The sequence below is a fragment of the Pseudomonas sp. RP-B7 genome (assembly GCF_059803535.1).
Genome location: NZ_JAPFHC010000027.1, coordinates 26,269 through 46,394, shown reverse-complemented (window position 1 = coordinate 46,394; position 20,126 = coordinate 26,269). Strand labels below are relative to the sequence as shown.

Here is a 20,126-nt window from a genome sequence, read left to right as displayed (position 1 = left end):
CTAAACTGCGCAGCTACGCCAAGGTGCCAAGAGAATAGAGCCATGCAAAACCCACAGAACCTGATTTGGATCGATCTGGAAATGACCGGTCTGAACCCCGACACCGACGTCATCATCGAGATGGCCACCATTGTCACCGACAGCAACCTCAATACCCTGGCCGAAGGTCCGGTGATCGCTATCCATCACAGCGACGCCGTGCTGGCCACCATGGACGAATGGAACACCCGCACCCACGGCAACTCCGGCCTGACCCAGCGCGTGCGCGACAGCCGCATCAGCATGGCCGAAGCCGAAGCCGAGACCATCGCGTTCCTGGAAAAGTGGGTGCCCAAGGGCAAGTCGCCGATCTGCGGCAATAGCATCTGCCAGGACCGCCGCTTCCTCTATACCCACATGAAGGGGCTGGAGAGCTACTTCCACTACCGCAACCTGGATGTGTCCACCTTGAAAGAGCTGGCCGCGCGTTGGGCGCCGGAAGTCAAAGACAGCTTCCATAAAGGCAGCACCCATCTGGCGCTGGATGATATTCGCGAGTCGATCGCCGAGTTGCAGCATTACCGCAAGCATTTCATCAAGGCTTGAGCCAACCCCTGCGATGAGCGCCTATCTCTTTCTGTCGTGAGCGGGCTTGCCCCGCGCTGGGGCACGAAGCGCCCCCAATGCAGCCAACATACTCGTCCAAGCAGGTATCATTGCCTGCTTTGGGGCCGCTGCGCGCCCCAGCGCGGGGCAAGCCCGCTCACTACAACACCGCAAGGATCGCCATCATGTTGTTGATGCTCTACCTCATCGCCATCACCGCCGAAGCCATGACTGGCGCCCTGTCCGCCGGGCGGCGCGGTATGGACTGGTTTGGTGTGGTGCTGATCGCCTGCGTGACGGCGCTGGGCGGCGGTTCGGTACGTGACGTGCTGCTGGGGCATTACCCGCTGACCTGGGTCAAACACCCGGAATACCTGGTGCTGACCTCGGTGGCGGCGCTGGTGACGATCTTTATCGCGCCGTTGATGCGCCATCTGCGCTCGCTGTTCCTGGCGCTGGATGCCGTGGGGCTGGTGGCGTTCACCTTGATCGGTTGCATGACCGCCCTGGAAATGGGGCATGGCATGCTGGTGGCGTCGGTCAGTGGCGTGATCACCGGCGTGTTCGGCGGCATCCTGCGGGACATTTTCTGCAACGACATCCCGCTGATCTTTCGGCGTGAGCTGTACGCCAGCGTGTCGTTCCTCGCCGCCTGGTTCTACCTGCTGTGTCTGTATCTGGAGCTGCCCAGCGAACAGGCGATTCTGCTGACTTTGTTCAGCGGTTTTCTCTTACGCCTGCTGGCGATCCGTTTTCACTGGGAAATGCCCAAGTTCGTCTATAACGACGACGTCCACTAGCCGCGCGTGGCGTGCTGCTTCAGCGCCCATTCCACATGCTCGCGCACCAGCTCTGAGGGGTAGTCCCGCCGTGCCTTCAAGGCTTCCAGCACGGGGATGCTCGATGGTGCATTGCCCAGGCCCACCGCCAGGTTGCGCAACCAGCGCTCGTACCCGGCGCGACGCAGGGGTGAACCTTCGGTGCTGCTGAGGAATTTGTCCTCGTCCCACATAAACAGTTCGGCCAACTCGGCATTGTCCAGGTTGTGGCGAGGCTTGAAATCGCTTTCGCCGGTGGCGCGGGCGAAACGATTCCACGGGCACACGATCTGACAGTCATCGCAGCCAAATACCCGGTTGCCGATCAACGGTCGCAAGTCTTCCGGGATTGCGTTCTTCAGTTCGATGGTCAGGTAGGAAATGCAGCGCCGGGCATCCAGCACATAGGGGCCGACGAAGGCATTGGTGGGGCAGATGTCCAGGCACGCCGTGCAACGCCCGCAGTGTTCGGTGCCATGGGGCTCGTCCACCGGCAGCGGCAGGTCGACAAACAGCTCGCTGAGGAAGAAGTAACTGCCGGCCTTGCGATTGAGCACCAGGGTGTTCTTGCCGATCCAGCCCAGGCCGGCCTGTTCGGCGATGGCTTTTTCCAGCACCGGCGCGCTGTCGACGAAGGCGCGGAAGCCGAACGGCCCGATCTGCGCCTGGATGCGGTCGGCCAGTTGTTGCACGCGCTTGCGGATCAGCTTGTGGTAGTCGCGGCCGAGGGCGTAGCGCGAGATGTAGGCTTTTTCCGGCTTGGCCAGTAGTTGCGCCATTTGGGTGTCGCCAGGCAGGTAGTCCATGCGCAGCGAGACCACGCGCAGCGTGCCGGGCACCAGTTCATCGGGATGGGAGCGTTTGCTGCCGTGGGCGCCCATGTAGTCCATCTCGCCGTGGTAGCCGGCGTCGAGCCAGCGTTGCAGGTGCTGTTCATGCTCGGCGAGGTCCAGGCCGCTGATGCCGACTTGTTGAAAGCCCAGTTCGCGACCCCAGTCTTTGATCGATTGGGCGAGGGCGGGCAGATCGGAGGTAATCGCGGGCATGAGACAGGGGAAACCACAGGTTAGATGCGTATAATTCTGCCAGACATCGGAGCCCGAAGACGCATGCCGCAGACAAAACACTCAATTAACGACGTTCAGCCCCTGTTGCCTGGCGATTTACCGCAACTGGCTGCGCGTTCCCCGGACTCCCACAAAGGCCGGTTCGGCCACCTGCTGGTGATTGGCGGTGACCGTGGCTTGGGCGGTGCTGCGCTGCTCAGCGCGGAAAGTGCCTTGCGCAGTGGCGCGGGCCTGGTCTCCCTGGCGACGCGCCCGGAGCACGTGCCTGCCGCCTTGGCCCGTTTGCCGGAAGTAATGACGGTCGGCGTGAGCTCGGCCAACCAGTTGATGGGCTTGCTGGAGAAAGTTTCGGTCATCGTGGTTGGTCCAGGCCTTGGCGATGCCGCCTGGGGCAAAAGCCTGTTGTCCGTCGCCGCCAATGCGCAACAGCCACAGGTCTGGGACGCCGACGCCTTGAACCAACTGGCCACGGGCAGCGTCAACTTGCCGGCCAACAGTGTCATCACCCCGCATCCGGGTGAGGCTGCGCGGTTGTTGGGCCTGTCGACAGCCGAGGTTCAGGCTGATCGTCTTAAGGTGGCGCGCGCGTTGAGCCGGAAATTCAATGCAGTGGCTATTCTCAAGGGGGCTGGTAGTTTGATTGCCAGCCCGGATGGACGTGTTTCGCGTTGTGACCAAGGCCATCCGGCAATGGCCACGGCAGGCTTGGGTGATGTATTGGCCGGCCTCGTCGGAGCATTGCTGGCCCAGGGCATGCCAGCCTATGACGCCAGCTGCCTGGCTGTGTGGTTGCACGCCACGGCGGGGGATCGCCAGGGCAGCTTTGGTCGCGGCCTGGCGGCCAGTGACCTGATACCTGCCATTCGTCAATTGCTGGAGGAACAGTCACCGTGTCTGAAGTAATCCTATTCCTGGCCGATGAAGACGCCATGGTCGCGTTCGGTCAGCGCATCGCGCAGGTCACGGCCGGTGCGGGGCTGATCTTTCTCGAGGGCGACCTGGGGGCGGGCAAGACCACGTTGTCCCGGGGAATCATTCGCGGCTTGGGGCATGCGGGCGCGGTAAAAAGTCCGACGTTCACCTTGGTGGAGCCTTACGAGATTGGTGCGATACGTGCCTTTCACTTCGACCTCTACCGTTTGGTCGACCCCGAGGAGCTGGAGTACATGGGGATCCGGGATTACTTCGATGAGGATGCGTTGTGCCTGATCGAGTGGCCAGATAAAGGAACAGGCTTTTTGCCAAAGCCGGACCTGACCATTACCATTACGCCGCATGAAACAGGGCGTCAGTTGAAGTTGTTGCCCCAGAGCGCGCGCGGCCAGTCGTGGTGCGCCGCTTTGGCATTGGAATTCAAATAATTGGTGGGGTTAGGTATGCGCTTTCGCGCGTTGGTTGCTGTCGTAGGGGTGTTGCTTGCGGCAATGACTGTCAATGTTCTGGCTGCTTCACAGGTGAAAAGTGTGCGCCTGTGGCGAGCGCCGGATAACACGCGACTGGTGTTCGACCTGTCTGGCCCGGTCCAGCACAGTGTCTTTACCTTGTCGGCGCCGGATCGACTGGTGATCGACATCAACGGTGCGACCCTGGCTGCGCCGCTGAAAGTCTCCACCGCCAACACCCCGATTACGTCCATGCGTTCGGCCCAGCGCACGCCGACCGATCTGCGTGTGGTCATCGACCTGAAAAAGGCCGTGACCCCGAAGAGCTTTGTGCTGGCGCCCAACGCCCAGTACGGCAACCGGCTGGTGGTCGACCTGTTCGACAACGCCGCCGACGCCAACCCGCCACCGGCACCTACCCCGAGCGTGGCGACCGTGCCCGCCGTACCGGTCAGCCCGGCGCAACCGCAGGTCAAGTTGCCACCGTTGCCACCGGCCCCGGCGGGCAAGCGCGACATTATCGTGGTGATCGACGCCGGTCACGGTGGCGAAGACCCGGGTGCCTCGGGTTCCCGTGGGCAACATGAAAAAGACGTGGTACTGGCCATCGCCCGCGAACTGCAGCGTCAGGTCAATGCCATGAAAGGCTACCGCGCCGAGCTGACGCGTACTGGCGACTACTTCATCCCGTTGCGCGGGCGTACCGAGATCGCGCGCAAGAAAGGCGCCGACCTGTTCGTCTCGATCCACGCCGACGCCGCGCCGTCCACTGCCGCATTCGGTGCTTCGGTGTTTGCCTTGTCGGATCGCGGCGCCACGTCCGAGACCGCCCGTTGGCTGGCCGACAGCGAAAACCGTTCCGACTTGATCGGTGGGGCCGGCAACGTGTCCCTCGATGACAAGGACAAAATGCTCGCTGGCGTGTTGCTCGACCTGTCGATGACCGCCTCGCTCACCTCCAGCCTGAACGTCGGCCAGAAAGTCCTGAGCAATATCGGCCGGGTCACGTCGCTGCACAAACAACGCGTGGAGCAGGCCGGGTTCATGGTGCTGAAGTCGCCGGACATCCCGTCGATCCTGGTGGAAACCGGGTTTATCTCCAACGCCAACGAAGCCTCGAAGCTGGCCAGCGCCAGTCATCAGCAGGCCTTGGCGCGTTCGATCAGTGCCGGTATTCGTCAGTTTTTCCAGCAGAATCCTCCGCCGGGCACCTATATCGCCTGGCTGCGAGACTCCGGCAAAATCGCCCAGGGTCCGCGTGACCATCGCGTGCAGCCGGGCGACACCCTGGCCATGCTGGCCGTGCGTTTCCAGGTCTCGGCCGCGACGTTGCGCAGCGCCAATAGCCTGAAGACCGATGAATTGAAAGTCGGCCAGGTGTTGACCATCCCTGGCACCGAATTGGCGGCACAGTAATGAGTGAATCAGCGTTGAACAATGGCTCGCGTATCGAGCTGCTCAGCCCGCGCCTGGCCAACCAGATTGCCGCCGGTGAGGTGGTTGAACGCCCGGCATCGGTGATCAAGGAGCTGCTGGAAAACAGCATCGACTCCGGCGCCAAGCGCATCGACGTGGACGTGGAGCAGGGCGGCGTCAAACTGCTGCGGGTGCGGGATGACGGCAGCGGCATCTCCTCCGATGACCTGCCGCTGGCCCTGGCCCGTCACGCCACCAGCAAGATCCGCGACCTGGAAGACCTTGAGCGGGTGATGAGCCTGGGCTTCCGGGGTGAGGCGCTGGCGTCCATCAGCTCCGTGGCGCGCCTGACCCTGACCTCGCGCACCCGCGCCGCCGAACAGGCCTGGCAAGTGGAAACCGAAGGTCGCGACATGGCGCCCCGGGTCCAGCCGGCGGCGCACCCGGTGGGCACTTCGGTGGAAGTGCGCGACCTGTTCTTCAATACCCCGGCGCGGCGCAAATTCCTCAAGGCCGAGAAAACCGAATTCGATCACCTGCAAGAAGTCATCAAGCGCCTGGCCCTGGCGCGGTTCGACGTGGCGTTTCACCTGCGCCACAACGGCAAGACCATCCTCAGCCTGCACGAGGCCCATGACGAGGCAGCGCGTGCGCGCCGTGTCTCGGCGATCTGTGGTGCGGGCTTTTTGGAGCAGGCGCTGCCGATTGAAATCGAACGCAACGGTTTGCGCCTGTGGGGCTGGGTCGGTTTGCCGACCTTTTCCCGCAGCCAGGCGGACTTGCAGTACTTCTTTGTGAACGGTCGCGCCGTGCGCGACAAACTGGTGGCCCACGCGGTGCGCCAGGCCTACCGCGATGTGCTGTTCAACGGGCGGCATCCGACGTTTGTGCTGTTTTTTGAGGTCGACCCGTCGGTGGTAGACGTCAACGTGCACCCGACCAAGCACGAAGTACGTTTCCGTGATGGGCGCATGGTGCACGACTTCCTTTATGGCACTTTGCACCGCACCTTGGGCGATGTACGTCCGGATGATCAGCTGTCCGCGCCGATCGTGACCGCGGTGGTACGCCCGAGCGGTCCGCAGGCCGGTGAGTTCGGGCCCCAGGGCGAAATGAGCCTGGCGGGCAACCTGCTGCAATCGACGCCGCCACAGCCGTCCTTTGCTGCACCGGGTTCCGGCGCAGGTGCCGGCTACCAGTATCAATACACTCCGCGTCCGCAATCGGCAGTGCCGGTAGCCGAAGCGCAGGCGGCGTATCGCGAGTTTTTCGCGCCGCTGCCGGGCGCCGAGCCCGGTGCCGTGGCTCTGCCGGAAGGTGGCGGTGATATTCCGCCGTTGGGTTACGCGTTGGCGCAGCTCAAGGGCATCTATATCCTTGCGGAAAACGCCCACGGCCTGGTGCTGGTGGACATGCACGCCGCCCACGAGCGGATCATGTACGAGCGCCTCAAGATCGCCATGGCCAGCGAGGGTCTCAGCGGCCAGCCGCTGCTGGTGCCGGAATCCCTGGCGGTCAGCCAGCGCGAAGCCGACTGTGCCGAAGAGCATGCCGGGGTGTTCCAGAAGCTCGGCTTTGAGTTGCAGCGCCTGGGCCCGGAAACCCTGGCCATCCGCCAGATTCCCGCGCTGCTCAAGCAGGCCGAAGCCAACCGCCTGGTCGCCGACGTGCTTGCCGACCTGATGGAATACGGCACCAGCGACCGCGTCCAGGCGCATATCAACGAACTGCTCGGCACCATGGCCTGCCACGGTGCGATCCGCGCCAACCGCCGCCTGGCGCTGCCGGAAATGAACGGCCTGCTGCGTGACATGGAAAACACCGAGCGCAGCGGGCAGTGCAACCATGGCCGACCGACCTGGACCCAGATGGGTCTGGACGATCTGGACAAACTGTTCTTGCGCGGTCGCTGATGAGTGCCCTGCCCCCCGCGATCTTCCTGATGGGCCCCACGGCTGCCGGCAAGACTGACCTGGCCATCGAGCTGACCAAGGTGCTGCCGTGCGAGCTGATCAGCGTCGACTCTGCCCTGGTTTACCGGGACATGGACATCGGCACGGCTAAACCTTCCAAAGAGCTGCTGGCGCAGTATCCGCACAAGCTGATCGACATCATTGACCCGTCCGAGAGCTATTCGGCGGCGAATTTCCGTACCGATGCCCTGGCCGCCATGGCCGAGATCACCGCGCGCGGCAATATTCCGCTGCTGGTCGGGGGCACGATGCTTTACTACAAGGCTTTGCAGGAAGGCCTGGCGCAGATGCCACCGGCCGATCCCCAGGTGCGCGCCGAGCTGGAAGAAGAGGCTGCACGCCTTGGGTGGCAAGCCTTGCACGACCAGTTGGCGGCTGTGGACCCGGTGTCCGCCGCGCGTATTCACCCCAATGATCCCCAACGGCTCAGTCGCGCCCTGGAAGTTTGGCGTGTCAGCGGCCAGACCATGACCTGGCATCGGCAGCGACAATCTGCGCAAAGTGCTGATGCAGGCGCATCTGGACAGTCACAATTGCCCTATACTGTGGCGAATCTGGCCATCGCTCCGGCAAATCGCCAGGTGCTGCATGAACGAATTGCACAAAGATTCACAATTATGTTGGAACAGGGGTTTATAGACGAGGTCGTAGCACTGCGTTCCAGAGGTGACCTGCATCCAGGGTTGCCTTCGATACGTGCTGTAGGCTACCGCCAAGTCTGGGATCATCTGGATGGCAAGCTGACGTCAGCCGAAATGCAGGAGCGCGGCATCATCGCCACGCGCCAATTGGCGAAACGCCAGTTCACCTGGTTGCGCAGCTGGAGCGATTTGCACTGGCTGGACAGCCTGGACAGCGACAATCTGTCACGCGCCTTGAAATACTTGGGAACGGTCTCCATATTGAGCTGAGTCCTTGCAATTGCCGTCTATCCTTGGGGGTGTGACGGCCATGAGTTATCTATTTTCCGATTTTTTTATTATTGATCCTTAAAGGAGTGCGGCACATGTCAAAAGGGCATTCGCTACAAGACCCTTACTTGAATACTTTACGTAAAGAGAAAGTGGGGGTTTCCATCTACCTGGTGAACGGTATCAAGCTGCAAGGCACTATCGAATCGTTCGACCAGTTCGTCATCCTGCTGAAAAACACCGTCAGCCAGATGGTTTACAAGCACGCTATCTCTACAGTGGTTCCAGTTCGTCCAATCCGCCTGCCTAGCGCAACCGGTGATGACGCAGCTGACGCTGAGCCAGGTAACGCCTGATAGGAGTCTCCTTTGTTCTTTGAGCGCCACGGTGGTGGTGAGCGGGTAATCCTCGTTCACTTGGATGGACAGGACCCTGAGGCGCGCGAAGATCCGCAGGAGTTTCAGGAGTTGGCAAATTCGGCCGGCGCCGAGACCGTTGCGTTTTTTAACGTGCCGCGTCATCGGCCAACCGCCAAATTCCTGATTGGCAGCGGCAAGGTCGAGGAACTGCGCGACCTGGTCCACGCCGAAGAAGCCGATCTGGTGATCTTCAATCACGTCCTCACGCCCAGTCAGGAACGCAACCTCGAACGTGTCTTCGAGTGTCGCGTGATCGACCGCACCGGCCTGATTCTCGATATTTTCGCCCAACGCGCCCGTACCCATGAAGGCAAGCTCCAGGTTGAACTGGCCCAGCTTGACCACATGAGCACGCGCCTGGTTCGCGGCTGGACTCACCTTGAACGTCAGGGTGGCGGTATCGGCATGCGTGGCCCGGGGGAAACCCAACTGGAAACCGACCGGCGTCTGCTGCGGGTGCGCCTGCGCCAGATCAAGGGCCGGCTGGAAAAAGTGCGCAGCCAGCGCGAGCAATCGCGCCGTGGGCGTTCGCGCGCGGACATACCTACCGTGTCCCTGGTGGGCTACACAAACGCCGGCAAGTCCACGCTGTTCAACAACGTGACCAAATCCGACGTGTACGCGGCCGACCAACTATTCGCCACTCTCGACCCGACCTTGCGCCGTCTGGATCTCGACGACCTGGGGCCGATTGTCCTGGCGGACACCGTGGGCTTCATTCGTCACTTGCCCCACAAGCTGGTCGAGGCATTTCGGTCTACGCTCGAAGAGTCGAGCAATTCCGATTTGCTGTTGCACGTGATCGATGCGGCCGAACCGGATCGCATGTTGCAGATCGAGCAGGTGATGCTGGTATTGGGCGAGATTGGCGCCCAGGACTTGCCGATCCTCGAGGTCTATAACAAACTCGATTTGCTTGAAGGCGTTGAGCCACAGATCCAGCGCGATGAGAGCGGCAAGCCCCAGCGGGTATGGCTGTCGGCGCGCGACGGCAGTGGCCTGGAGCTGCTTGAACAAGCCATTGCCGAATTGCTCGGCAGCGATTTGTTCGTCGGCACCTTGCGCTTGCCCCAGCGTTTTGCTCGACTGCGTGCACAGTTTTTCGAGTTGGGCGCAGTACAGAAAGAAGAATACGACGAAGAAGGTGTCAGCTTGCTGGCTGTTCGATTGCCGCGCACGGAGCTTAATCGGCTGGTCAGTCGTGAAGGCGTAGTACCGACAGAGTTCATCGAACAACACACTTTGCAATAAAAGCCTCCGAAAGCGGTTGTGCCGCAGTAGCAGGCATTCTGTAGCATTGGTCGGCGCGCCGTGGGTGCGCCTTTGCTTTATCAGATGGAGAGCGCTATGGCTTGGAATGAGCCGGGTGGCAACTCGAATAATCAGGATCCTTGGGGTGGTAAACGCCGCAATAATGGCGACCGCAAGGGGCCACCAGATCTCGACGAGGCCTTCCGAAAGCTGCAGGAAAGCCTGAATGGGTTGTTCGGTGGTGGAAAAAAACGTGGTGGTGACGACAGTGGTCGCACAAGCAAGGGCGGCGGCTACGGCCTGCTGGGCCTGGGCCTTGTCGTGCTGGCGGCCGTCTGGCTGTACAGCGCTGTCTACGTCGTGGACGAGCAGGAGCAGGCCGTGGTGCTGCGCTTCGGCAAGTACTACGAGACTGTCGGCCCGGGCCTGAACATCTACTTCCCGCCGATCGACAAGAAGTACATGGAAAACGTCACGCGTGAGCGTGCCTACACCAAGCAGGGCCAGATGCTGACCGAAGACGAGAACATCGTCGAAGTGCCGCTGACCGTGCAGTACAAGATCAGCAACCTGCAGGACTTCGTGCTGAACGTCGACCAGCCGGAAATCAGCCTGCAACACGCGACCGAAAGTGCCCTGCGCCACGTGGTGGGTTCCACCGCCATGGACCAGGTACTGACTGAAGGCCGTGAACTGATGGCCAGCGAGATCAAGGAGCGCCTGCAGCGGTTCCTCGATACCTATCGCACCGGTATCACCGTGACCCAGGTGAACGTACAGAGCGCAGCCGCGCCGCGTGAAGTTCAGGAAGCCTTCGATGACGTGATCCGCGCCCGTGAAGACGAGCAGCGTTCGCGCAACCAGGCTGAAACCTACGCCAACGGTGTCGTGCCGGAAGCCCGTGGTCAGGCCCAGCGTATCCTTGAGGATGCCAACGGTTACCGTGACGAAGTGGTCTCCCGCGCCAAGGGTGAGGCGGATCGCTTTACCAAGCTGGTCGCCGAGTACCGCAAGGCGCCGGAAGTCACCCGCGAGCGTCTGTACCTGGACACCATGCAGGAAGTCTTCAGCAACACCAGCAAGGTTCTCGTGACCGGCAACAAAGGTGGGCAGAACAACCTGCTGTACCTGCCGCTGGACAAGATGATCGAAGGTGGTCGTAGCAGCACCAGCGCACCGGCCACAGGTTCGACAGCCGCTGCCAATGAAGCGAGCGCCCGTGCGGCCGCTGACTTGGTGCAACAGCAAACACGTAGCAGGGAGAGTCGTTGATGAGCAATAAATCGCTGACCGCCCTGATTGTGGGCGTCGTCGTGGTCATCGCGGCCTGGAACTGCTTCTACATCGTGTCTCAGACCGAGCGCGCGGTGATGCTGCAATTCGGTCGCGTGGTCCAGGCGGATGTCCAGCCAGGCCTGCATGTGAAAGTCCCCTTCGTCAACCAGGTGCGCAAGTTCGATGCTCGCCTGATGACCCTGGATGCACCGACGCAGCGCTTCCTGACCCTGGAAAAGAAAGCCGTGATGGTTGACGCCTACGCCAAGTGGCGCGTCAAGGATGCCGAGCGTTTCTACACGGCAACCTCTGGTATCAAGCAACTCGCCGACGATCGTTTGTCGCGTCGTCTTGAGTCGGGCCTGCGTGACCAGTTCGGTAAACGCACCCTGCACGAGGTGGTGTCCGGTGAACGTGACGCGCTGATGGCTGACATCACGCGTTCGTTGAACGCGATGGCGGAAAAAGAGCTGGGCATTGAAGTGGTTGATGTCCGGGTCAAGGCCATTGACCTGCCGAAGGAAGTGAACCGCAGCGTGTTCGAGCGTATGAGCACCGAGCGTGAGCGTGAGGCTCGTGAGCACCGCGCCAAGGGTAACGAGTTGGCTGAAGGTATCCGTGCGGATGCCGACCGTCAGCGCCGTGTACTGCTGGCAGAAGCCTATCGCGAGTCCGAAGTGGCCCGTGGTGATGGTGATGCTCAAGCCGCAGCGATCTACGCCAAGGCCTACGGCCAGGACCAGGAGTTCTACGCGTTCTACCGTAGCCTGCGCGCCTACCGTGAAAGCTTCGCGAACAAAACCGACGTCATGGTGCTGGACCCAAGTAGCGATTTCTTCCGCTACCTGGAAAAAGCCAAGTAATCAGCTCGTCACTGTGTAGGACGCACTCCGTCGGGCGGCTAAAACGCCTGGCGGGGTGATCCTTTCAGAAAACGGGTGTATGATGCGGCAGCCGGGAAATTCCCGGCTTTTTTGCGTCTGCATGTTTGATTCGGCAGGCGTGACAGGTTTTTCGAGGAAAGTGCCCGACGAGGCCGATTGCAGGCCATTCGTCACGTCGCTCTTGCGCGTGGTTTATGCAGGCGGCGGGCATTTTCTGCTTCACTCAAGGCTCGGCCTAGGGCTGGCCGCCCGGATCAAAGGGGAATGGCGTAATGGCAACGGTAGACCGCTGGCTGCTGCCAGATGGCATCGAAGAAGTACTGCCACCGGAAGCTGCGCGCATTGAAGTAGCGCGTCGCCAGGTGTTGGATCTGTTCCAGAGCTGGGGTTACGAGTTTGTCGTGACCCCCCATATCGAGTACCTGGAATCCCTGCTGACCGGCGCGGGCCAGGACCTGGATCTGCGCACCTTCAAGGTCATCGACCCGCAATCGGGCCGGCAAATGGGTTTCCGTGCCGACATCACGCCGCAAGTGGCGCGCATTGACGCGCACACCCTGCGTCGCGAAGGCCCGAGCCGCCTGTGCTACGCCGGCAGTGTGCTGCATGCGCAGCCACGTGCCTTGTCGTCTTCCCGTAGCCCGATCCAGTTGGGCGCCGAGTTGTATGGCGATGCCAGCCCGAGCAGCGACGTTGAGGTGATCAGCTTGATGCTGGCCATGCTGCAACTGGCTGACGTACCTGATGTCCACATGGACCTGGGCCACGTCGGTATCTACCGCGGCCTGGCCCGTGCGGCCGGTTTGTCCGGTGAAGTGGAGCAGCAGTTGTTCGACGCCCTGCAACGCAAGGCGATCGATGAAGTGATTGCCTTGACCGAAGGTGTGCCTGCGGAGTTGGCCGAGATGCTGCGTGCACTGGTCAACCTGTGCGGTGGTCGTGAAGTGCTGGTGGCTGCGCGCGAGCGTCTGGCCAAGGCGCCGGCGCCGGTACTGGCTGCACTGGACGATGTGCTGGCTATCGCCGAGCAACTGTCGGCGCGCTTCCCGCAGCTGCCGCTGTACTTTGATCTGGGTGAATTGCGCGGTTACCACTACCACACTGGTGTGGTGTTCGCGGTGTTTGTACCGGGTGTTGGCCAGGCCATCGCCCAAGGCGGTCGTTATGACGACATCGGCGCCGACTTCGGTCGTGCCCGTCCGGCGACCGGCTTCTCTACCGATTTGAAAACCCTGGTGACCCTGGGGCGTGCTGAGGTCGAGCTGCCGTCTGGTGGCATCTGGATGCCCGACAGTACGGACGCGGCACTCTGGCAGCAGGTTTGCCAGTTGCGCAGTGAGGGTCAGCGTGTCGTTCAGGCTTTGCCTGGGCAGCCATTGGCCGCCGCCCGTGAAGCGGACTGCGACCGGCAATTGATTCAGCAGAACGGGCTTTGGCAAGTATCGCCACTGGCTTCTTGAGTTTTCCTGCCGGCCATCGCCGGCACCAAGTTTGCGCGAATGAGGACAAGTGTTATGGGTAAGAATGTCGTAGTCCTGGGCACCCAATGGGGTGATGAGGGCAAAGGCAAGATCGTTGATCTGCTGACCGAACATGCTGCCGCCGTAGTGCGCTACCAAGGTGGCCACAACGCTGGCCACACCCTGGTCATCGATGGCGAAAAAACCGTCTTGCACCTGATCCCGTCGGGCGTGCTGCGCGAAGGCGTGCAGTGCCTGATCGGCAACGGCGTGGTGGTTGCACCTGACGCCCTGCTGCGCGAGATCATCAAGCTGGAAGAGAAAGGCGTACCTGTGCGCGAGCGCCTGCGTATCAGCCCGTCCTGCCCGCTGATCCTGTCCTTCCACGTCGCGCTGGACCAGGCCCGTGAAAAGGCGCGTGGCGAGCTGAAGATCGGTACGACCGGTCGCGGCATCGGCCCGGCCTACGAAGACAAGGTCGCACGTCGTGGCCTGCGTGTGGGCGACCTGCTCAACATGCCGCGTTTCGAAGACAAACTGCGTGAACTGGTGGATTACCACAACTTCATGCTGGTCGGTTACTACAAAGAACCGGCTATCGAATTCGACAAGACCCTCGCTGAGTGCAAGGAATACGCTGAGCTGCTCAAGCCGCTGATGCTGGACGTGACCGCCGAACTGCACGACCTGCGTCGCGCCGGCAAAGACATCATGTTCGAAGGCGCCCAAGGCTCCCTGCTGGACATCGACCACGGCACCTACCCGTACGTGACCAGCTCCAACACCACTGCTGGTGGCGTTGCGACCGGTTCCGGTGTTGGCCCGATGTTCCTGGACTACATCCTGGGCATCACCAAGGCCTACACCACCCGTGTAGGTTCGGGTCCGTTCCCGACTGAGCTGTTCGACGAAGTCGGCGCTCACCTGGCCAAGCAAGGCCACGAGTTCGGTGCCACCACCGGCCGTGCCCGTCGTTGCGGCTGGTTCGACGCCGTTATCCTGCGTCGCGCTATCGATGTGAACAGCATCTCGGGCATCTGCCTGACCAAGCTGGACGTACTCGACGGCCTGGAAACCATCAACATTTGCGTCGGCTACAAAGACGCAAACGGTAATGATGTTGCCCCGACCGACGCTGACAGCTACGTGGGCCTGCTGCCTGTGTACGAAGAAGTGCCGGGCTGGACCGAATCGACCGTGGGTGCCAAAACCCTGGAAGAACTGCCGGCCAACGCCCGTGCCTACATCAAGCGCGTTGAAGCGCTGATCGGCGCACCGATCGACATTATTTCGACGGGTCCGGACCGCAACGAAACTATCGTTCTGCGTCACCCGTTCGCTTAATAAGCTGTTGATGTAAAAAGCAAAGGGCTCCTTCGGGAGCCCTTTGTCGTTTCTGGCGATCAAGCGGCACGACCCTTGCTTTGAATCCTTCTTTCGCGGTGCTATCAATTTAATGGCACCCGTGGTGGAGGGATTCCCGATGTCTGCCGTTCTCTCATTGTTACAAAGTCGTCTGTTGCGGCCTGTGTTCGTTACCCTAGGTATCGCCCTTTTGGTGCAAGTGCTGGTGGCCGTCGCTCTGACGCGGAGCACGGTGACTGCATTGGAAGCGGATTTGGGTAATCGCCTGGGTATCGACAGCCAGAAACTGTCTGGCGAGTTGGCGCAAGCCGGCAAGGAAGTCACGTCCAGCCTCGACAGCTTGTCGACCAGTACCCGTCAGCGTCTGACCGCCGGACTTTCGACGCGCTTGCAGGAAGAACAGAAGCAACTGCGTGCGACCCTGGAAAAAGACCTGAAAGACTCCGCCAACGACATGGCGCAACTACTGGCCTCGGTGGCGCCACGCGCCATGTGGGACAGCGACGTGCCGACCTTGTCCGAGTTCGCCCGGCGCGCCCAGCGCAATCCCAACGTGCTGTTCGTGGTCTACGACGACGCGGCGGGCGAGCACCTGACGCGCTACTTGAACCGGGAAAACCCGATCAACAAGGCGTTGCTGGAAAAAGGCCAGGGTGACCGCGCACTCGACAAAGTGTTGAATGCGGCGAAGAACGATCCGTCGGTGTACTACGTCGAGGCCTCCATAAGCCCCAACGGCGTGGAAATCGGCAAGGTTCTGATGGGCGTTTCGACGGCTTCGGTCGAGGCCGACCTGCAAGCCCTGGACAAGCGTTTCGCCACCCTGATCGCCAGCGGTGATCAACTGGTTGGTGACAGCCTCAAAGGCGCCGCCGCTGACAGCGCCGCCGCCATGGGCGCACGCCTGCAATCGGCACAAGCCACCGCCACCCAGATGACCGCCAACACCACCAGCGCCGTACAGGAGGCCGCCGGCACGCTGCGCTGGCGCATCGGCATGGGGCTCGCGCTGGTCGGTCTGGGTGTCCTGCTGCTGATCGCCATCGTGCTCGGGCGCCGTGTGGTCAATCGCCTGAAGCTGTTGATTGCCGCAATGGATGACCTGGCTGCGGGCGAGGGCGACCTCACCAAACGTGTGCAAATCAGCAGCAAGGATGAAATCGGCGACATGGCTTCGGCGGTCAATCGCTTTGTGGATAAGTTGCAACCCATCGTGCGTGAAGCCGGCGATGTGGCCCAACGCACCGGCGTGGAAATCGGTGCGATGACCCTGCGAAATGCTGGCGCCGACGCCGCTGCCGGTTTGCAGCGCGATGAGGTGGCCGAGAGCCTGCGGGCGCTGTCACAAATGGCTGACGAGGCCCAGGCCGAAAGCCATGCCATGCAGGCCGCCTTGCAGCAGGTGGTGGATATTCGCCAGGCCACGGATGAAAACTCACGCACCTCGACGGAAGTCGGCAGCCTGATCGAAGCGCTGGCGGGGCAGGTGCAGGCCGGTTCCAAGGTGATCGAGCGCCTGGCCCAGCAGAGTGAGCAGATTGAGGTGGTGTTGACGGTGATCCATGGCATTGCCGAGCAAACCAACCTGTTGGCGCTCAACGCCGCCATCGAGGCGGCACGTGCCGGCGAAACCGGGCGCGGCTTTGCGGTGGTGGCGGACGAAGTGCGGGCATTGGCCAGCAAGACCCAGAGCTCTACCGGCGACATTCAGGCGCATATCGTCGCGTTGCAGCAGGGCGCGCGTGAAGCGGTGGAAACCATCGGCAAGGCCGGGCGTCAGGCCAATGAAGGCTTGCTGGTGCTGCGCGACAGCGTGCGCTTGCAGCAGACCGTACAGGCTTCGGTGGAGCAAGTGCATGCGGCTATTGGTTTGGCGACGCGTGCGGCGGAGCATCAGGCGCAAGGCGCGCAGGCGGTGCGTGGGCGGGTCGAGGTGATCCATGCCCAGGCCGAGCGGGCGGCGCAGGCGGTGGTGGAGACGACCGCCAGTGGCAAGGTGCTGGATGGGTTGGCGGCGCAGTTGAAGGCCAGCCTGGGGCAGTTTCGGGCTTGAAGGTCGTCAGCTCCGGCCTCATCGCAGGCAAGCCAGCTCCCACATTTTGATTTGTGAATACCGTCAAATGTGGGAGCTGGCTTGCTTGCGATAGCGGTATCAGCGGCTCAGATACATCCGAGTCGTCAGCAGATAAACCGGCAACCCCGACACCAGAATCAGCAGCGCCGCATACGGCGCCGCCGCTGCAAATTCCACATTCGAAGTGTGCGCCCACACTGCCGTCGCCAGGGTATTCAACCCGGTCGGGCTGAGCAGCAAGGTCGCCGTCAATTCCTTCATGGCATCCAGAAATACCAGTGCGAACGCCGCACCCAATGCAGGAAAGATGATCGGCAAGGTCACCCGGCAAAACGCGCTGAACGACGACGCGCCCAAGGTGCGTGCAGCCTCTTCCAATTGCGGAGCAGCCTTGTTCAACGCCGTACGGATCGGTGCTTGAGCCAAAGGCAAAAACAGCAACGCATACGCAATCAACAACAGCGCCGACGTCTGATACAGCGCCGGCACGTAATGCAGCGCGAAATACACCAGCGTCAACGCAATCACCAGGCCGGGCAGGGCGTGCAGCAGGTAGGGCAAGCGCTCGGCCCAGATCGCCAGCTGGCCTTTATAACGCACCACCAGCAAGCCTACCGGCACCGCCAGCACCAGGCACAACGCTGCGCCGCCGAGGGACAGCGCCAGCGAGGACAGCAGCGCCTCACTGATCGCGGCCACCGGAAACGCTGCCGATGAACCTACCGCTAGCCAGTAACCAAGCATGCCCAACGGAATGCCGCTGCCGATGATCGCCAGTGCCAGGCAATAGAGTTGCCCCAGCGGTGCCCATTTGCCCAATCGCACCTGCCCGGCATGTCGCGCCGCGCCCTGGCCGATGCGCACGTGTCGGCCCTTGCCGCGTACACGCAGCTCCAGCCACAGCAATGTCAGGCACATCACCAGCAATACCGCCGAGAGCATCGCGGCGTTGGCGTTACTGAATTCCAGTTCGAATTGCTGGTAGATCGCGGTGGTGAATGTTTGCAGGCCGATGATCGACAGCGCGCCGAATTCCACCAGCATATGCAGCGCGATCAACAACGCCCCGGCCAGCAGCGACGGCCACAGCAAGGGCAGGGTGACGCGCCAGAACACGCCCCAACGGTTCAGCCCCAGGGTGCGTGCGGACTCTTCCAGGGATGGGTCGAGGTTTCGCAGGGTCGCCGCCACCGGCAGGAAGACCAGCGGGTATTTCGACAGGCTCATCACCAGGATCGCGCCGCCGAGGCCTTCGAAGTTGGCACTCAACGACACCCAGGTAAAGCTACTGACGAACGCCGGCACCGCAAACGGCAGGCACAGGATCACGCCCCAGATGCGCCGCCCGCTCAGGTTGCTGCGTTCCAGCAGCCACGCCAGGGACAGCCCGACCACTGCGCACGTCACCGTCACTCCGACCATCAGCGCGAGGGTGTTGCGCAGCAGGCCGAATACATACGGGCGCCACAGCAGGTGCACGGCCTCGGCCCAGCCAGCCTGCCAGGCCTTGAGCCCGACGTACACCAGCGGCAGCAGGCTCAAGCCCACCAGAAACAGCACGGGCAACAGCAGCCAAATCGACGGCCGCTTGCGCCGCGGGCTGAACCCCCCGCGTAGGGCGGGGGCGTAGAGCGATGGGTTCATCAGTTCAAGCCAACGTCACGTTCCAGGTCCAGGGCTTCTTCGGCGTTGCCCAGGTCGGCGGGGGTGACTTTCGGCGGTTGCAACTCGCTGAAAGGCTTGAGGCCGCGGCTGGATTCCATGCCCTTGCGCAGCGGGTATTCGGCCGAGGTGTTGGTGATCACGCGCTGGCCTTCTTCACTGGCCATGAACGCCAGCAGTTGCTGGGCTTCCTTGGGATGCTTGCTGGATTTCAGCGCAGCAGCGGACGACACGGTGATCAGCCCGCCAACGTCGCCATCAGTGAAGTAATGCAGTTGCGAATCCAGGTTGGTTTTTTCCTTTTTCAGGGCAAACCAGTAGTAGTTGTTCACCAGCACGGTGGCCACTTCGCCATTCTCCACGGCTTTGAGGGCGACCATGTTGTTGCTGTAGACCTTGCCGAATGCGCGCAGGCCGGTCAGCCATTCTTCGGCGGCGTCACGTCCGTGCAGCTTGATGATCGCCACGGCCTGTTCCTGGAACGCGCCGCTGGTGGGCACGAAGCCGACCTTGCCTTGCCACTCGGGGCCGGCGAAATCCAGCACCGACTTGGGCAGGTCTTTTTCGGCGATCAGTTTCGGGTTGAAGGCCACGACGCGGGTGCGCGCGGTCACGCCCATCCAGTCGCCATTGGCGCCGACATAGTCCTTGGGCAAGACATCGAGGGTGGCGGCGTCGATCTTGGCTAGCATGCCTTGCTCGCCGAGTTTGTTCAGCGGCGGCGACTCTTCGGTGTAGATCACATCGGCCGGGGAGCGTGCGCCTTCTTCGACGACCTGGCTGGCCAGCTGGTTGCTGCTGCCTTTGCGCACGTTGACGTGAATGCCGGTCTTGGCTTCGAAGGCCTTGGCGAGTTCATCGCCGACTTCCTTGTGCTGACCGTTGTACAGGGTCAGGGAGACCTTGTCGGCAGAATAGGCGGCGGGCGAGAGCAGGGTCAGGCCGAGCAGAGTGATGGTCAGGCCACGCAGAAGGGATGTCTTGAGACGGGTATCGCGGATCATCATCCGGAGGTTTCCTCGCTTGAGTGCAACAAATCATTGCAAGGATAAACGATAAACCTTCTCAAGTGCGGGCGAGGGGGGAATAGGTATGCAACTTTTGAAGCTGGCGTTTTCAAACCCCGGAAACGAAAAAACCCGCTTTCGCGGGTTTGATCTGAATTTGGTGCCCAGGAGAAGACTCGAACTTCCACGACCTTGCGATCACCAGCACCTGAAGCTGGCGTGTCTACCAATTTCACCACCTGGGCATTATCAAGCAACGTTGCCGCTGTTGATGGGGCGAACTATACGGCGGGCTTTTAGATCTGTAAACCCCTGATTCAAAAAAATAAATCGAGATTTGCGTTAAAAATCAAAGGCCTGAAACGAAAAAACCCGCTTTCGCGGGTTTGATCTGAATTTGGTGCCCAGGAGAAGACTCGAACTTCCACGACCGTAAGGTCACCAGCACCTGAAGCTGGCGTGTCTACCAATTTCACCACCTGGGCAACATCAACAACGTTGCCGTCGTCGATGGCGCGCACTATACGGAGGGGCTTTTGAGCTGTAAACCCCTGCCATGAAAAAAACCTGGAATATT

The 20,126-nt window shown here is 61.5% G+C and carries 17 protein-coding genes and 2 tRNA genes; 14 read left to right on the top strand and 5 right to left on the bottom strand.

Annotation, left to right across the window (positions count from 1 at the left end):
• The first annotated feature begins 42 nt into the window (after positions 1 to 42).
• Positions 43 to 585: an oligoribonuclease gene (orn, locus tag OPU96_RS21625; protein WP_003171343.1), complete on the top strand. Its 543-nt coding sequence runs from the start codon at positions 43 to 45 to the stop codon at positions 583 to 585.
• 182 nt (positions 586 to 767) lie between these two features.
• Positions 768 to 1,385: a trimeric intracellular cation channel family protein gene (locus OPU96_RS21620; RefSeq protein ID WP_172681530.1), complete on the top strand. Its 618-nt coding sequence runs from the start codon at positions 768 to 770 to the stop codon at positions 1,383 to 1,385.
• Here the strand turns inward: OPU96_RS21620 and queG are convergent.
• On the bottom strand, positions 1,382 to 2,449 hold the full coding sequence (gene queG / locus OPU96_RS21615) for a tRNA epoxyqueuosine(34) reductase QueG (protein ID WP_226455599.1): 1,068 nt from the start codon (positions 2,447 to 2,449) through the stop codon (positions 1,382 to 1,384). The genes OPU96_RS21620 and queG overlap by 4 nt on opposite strands.
• Positions 2,450 to 2,512: 63 nt before the next feature.
• On the opposite strand from queG, the gene OPU96_RS21610 reads away from it, so the two are divergent.
• The 12 genes from OPU96_RS21610 (at position 2,513) to OPU96_RS21555 (ending at position 16,859) form a co-directional block, all read left to right on the top strand.
• Complete coding sequence (locus OPU96_RS21610; RefSeq protein ID WP_226455600.1) at positions 2,513 to 3,373, top strand: NAD(P)H-hydrate dehydratase; 861 nt, start codon at positions 2,513 to 2,515, stop codon at positions 3,371 to 3,373.
• A complete protein-coding gene (gene tsaE / locus OPU96_RS21605) occupies positions 3,361 to 3,831 on the top strand; it encodes a tRNA (adenosine(37)-N6)-threonylcarbamoyltransferase complex ATPase subunit type 1 TsaE (RefSeq protein ID WP_226455601.1) in 471 nt (156 codons plus the stop codon). The genes OPU96_RS21610 and tsaE overlap by 13 nt, the downstream gene beginning before the upstream one ends.
• 15 nt (positions 3,832 to 3,846) lie before the next feature.
• Positions 3,847 to 5,268 carry an N-acetylmuramoyl-L-alanine amidase gene (locus OPU96_RS21600; RefSeq protein ID WP_192300278.1) on the top strand — a complete coding sequence of 474 codons (1,422 nt, stop codon included), beginning with the start codon at positions 3,847 to 3,849 and terminating at the stop codon, positions 5,266 to 5,268.
• Positions 5,268 to 7,181: a DNA mismatch repair endonuclease MutL gene (gene mutL / locus OPU96_RS21595; RefSeq protein ID WP_370694879.1), complete on the top strand. Its 1,914-nt coding sequence runs from the start codon at positions 5,268 to 5,270 to the stop codon at positions 7,179 to 7,181. The genes OPU96_RS21600 and mutL overlap by 1 nt, the downstream gene beginning before the upstream one ends.
• Positions 7,181 to 8,152, top strand: coding sequence for a tRNA (adenosine(37)-N6)-dimethylallyltransferase MiaA (gene miaA, locus OPU96_RS21590; RefSeq protein WP_226455602.1), 972 nt, complete (start codon positions 7,181 to 7,183; stop codon positions 8,150 to 8,152). The genes mutL and miaA overlap by 1 nt, the downstream gene beginning before the upstream one ends.
• A gap of 95 nt (positions 8,153 to 8,247) precedes the next feature.
• The gene (gene hfq / locus OPU96_RS21585; RefSeq protein ID WP_176997135.1) at positions 8,248 to 8,508 is read left to right on the top strand and encodes an RNA chaperone Hfq; all 261 of its coding nucleotides are present in this window, start codon (positions 8,248 to 8,250) and stop codon (positions 8,506 to 8,508) included.
• Between the two features lie 12 nt (positions 8,509 to 8,520).
• Positions 8,521 to 9,822: a ribosome rescue GTPase HflX gene (hflX, locus tag OPU96_RS21580; RefSeq protein WP_498559655.1), complete on the top strand. Its 1,302-nt coding sequence runs from the start codon at positions 8,521 to 8,523 to the stop codon at positions 9,820 to 9,822.
• Positions 9,823 to 9,918: 96 nt separating this feature from the next.
• Positions 9,919 to 11,094 (top strand): FtsH protease activity modulator HflK, encoded by a 1,176-nt coding sequence (gene hflK / locus OPU96_RS21575; RefSeq protein WP_498559654.1) that lies wholly within the window; start codon positions 9,919 to 9,921, stop codon positions 11,092 to 11,094.
• Entirely contained in the window at positions 11,094 to 11,960 is an 867-nt protein-coding gene (gene hflC, locus OPU96_RS21570; protein ID WP_192300275.1) for a protease modulator HflC, read from the top strand. The genes hflK and hflC overlap by 1 nt, the downstream gene beginning before the upstream one ends.
• Positions 11,961 to 12,253: 293 nt before the next feature.
• Positions 12,254 to 13,441 carry an ATP phosphoribosyltransferase regulatory subunit gene (locus OPU96_RS21565; RefSeq protein ID WP_226455603.1) on the top strand — a complete coding sequence of 396 codons (1,188 nt, stop codon included), beginning with the start codon at positions 12,254 to 12,256 and terminating at the stop codon, positions 13,439 to 13,441.
• 54 nt (positions 13,442 to 13,495) lie between these two features.
• Positions 13,496 to 14,785 carry an adenylosuccinate synthase gene (locus OPU96_RS21560; protein ID WP_192300273.1) on the top strand — a complete coding sequence of 430 codons (1,290 nt, stop codon included), beginning with the start codon at positions 13,496 to 13,498 and terminating at the stop codon, positions 14,783 to 14,785.
• A 139-nt stretch (positions 14,786 to 14,924) separates the two neighbouring features.
• Positions 14,925 to 16,859, top strand: a complete 1,935-nt coding sequence (locus OPU96_RS21555) for a methyl-accepting chemotaxis protein (protein ID WP_305391958.1) — start codon at positions 14,925 to 14,927, stop codon at positions 16,857 to 16,859.
• Between the two features lie 99 nt (positions 16,860 to 16,958).
• Here the strand turns inward: OPU96_RS21555 and OPU96_RS21550 are convergent, their stop codons facing one another.
• The 4 genes from OPU96_RS21550 to OPU96_RS21535 all read right to left on the bottom strand — a co-directional run bounded on the left by OPU96_RS21550 (position 16,959) and on the right by OPU96_RS21535 (position 20,034).
• Positions 16,959 to 18,524 (bottom strand): ABC transporter permease, encoded by a 1,566-nt coding sequence (locus OPU96_RS21550; protein ID WP_498559653.1) that lies wholly within the window; start codon positions 18,522 to 18,524, stop codon positions 16,959 to 16,961.
• Positions 18,524 to 19,549: an extracellular solute-binding protein gene (locus OPU96_RS21545; RefSeq protein WP_192300270.1), complete on the bottom strand. Its 1,026-nt coding sequence runs from the start codon at positions 19,547 to 19,549 to the stop codon at positions 18,524 to 18,526. The genes OPU96_RS21550 and OPU96_RS21545 overlap by 1 nt, the downstream gene beginning before the upstream one ends.
• Before the next feature lie 158 nt (positions 19,550 to 19,707).
• Positions 19,708 to 19,794: transfer RNA gene (locus tag OPU96_RS21540), tRNA-Leu, on the bottom strand.
• A 153-nt stretch (positions 19,795 to 19,947) separates the two neighbouring features.
• Positions 19,948 to 20,034: transfer RNA gene (locus OPU96_RS21535), tRNA-Leu, on the bottom strand.
• Positions 20,035 to 20,126 lie beyond the last annotated feature (92 nt).

Excerpts from the sequence above, each read along its gene's own strand:
- orn (WP_003171343.1), top strand. The coding sequence starts at position 43 with ATGCAAAACCCACAGAACCTGATTTGGATCGATCTGGAAATGACCGGT.
- queG (WP_226455599.1), bottom strand. The coding sequence starts at position 2,449 with ATGCCCGCGATTACCTCCGATCTGCCCGCCCTCGCCCAATCGATCAAA.
- OPU96_RS21610 (WP_226455600.1), top strand. The coding sequence starts at position 2,513 with ATGCCGCAGACAAAACACTCAATTAACGACGTTCAGCCCCTGTTGCCT.
- OPU96_RS21600 (WP_192300278.1), top strand. The coding sequence starts at position 3,847 with ATGCGCTTTCGCGCGTTGGTTGCTGTCGTAGGGGTGTTGCTTGCGGCA.
- mutL (WP_370694879.1), top strand. The coding sequence starts at position 5,268 with ATGAGTGAATCAGCGTTGAACAATGGCTCGCGTATCGAGCTGCTCAGC.
- miaA (WP_226455602.1), top strand. The coding sequence starts at position 7,181 with ATGAGTGCCCTGCCCCCCGCGATCTTCCTGATGGGCCCCACGGCTGCC.
- hfq (WP_176997135.1), top strand. The coding sequence starts at position 8,248 with ATGTCAAAAGGGCATTCGCTACAAGACCCTTACTTGAATACTTTACGT.
- hflK (WP_498559654.1), top strand. The coding sequence starts at position 9,919 with ATGGCTTGGAATGAGCCGGGTGGCAACTCGAATAATCAGGATCCTTGG.
- hflC (WP_192300275.1), top strand. The coding sequence starts at position 11,094 with ATGAGCAATAAATCGCTGACCGCCCTGATTGTGGGCGTCGTCGTGGTC.
- OPU96_RS21565 (WP_226455603.1), top strand. The coding sequence starts at position 12,254 with ATGGCAACGGTAGACCGCTGGCTGCTGCCAGATGGCATCGAAGAAGTA.
- OPU96_RS21560 (WP_192300273.1), top strand. The coding sequence starts at position 13,496 with ATGGGTAAGAATGTCGTAGTCCTGGGCACCCAATGGGGTGATGAGGGC.
- OPU96_RS21555 (WP_305391958.1), top strand. The coding sequence starts at position 14,925 with ATGTCTGCCGTTCTCTCATTGTTACAAAGTCGTCTGTTGCGGCCTGTG.
- OPU96_RS21550 (WP_498559653.1), bottom strand. The coding sequence starts at position 18,524 with ATGAACCCATCGCTCTACGCCCCCGCCCTACGCGGGGGGTTCAGCCCG.
- OPU96_RS21545 (WP_192300270.1), bottom strand. The coding sequence starts at position 19,549 with ATGATGATCCGCGATACCCGTCTCAAGACATCCCTTCTGCGTGGCCTG.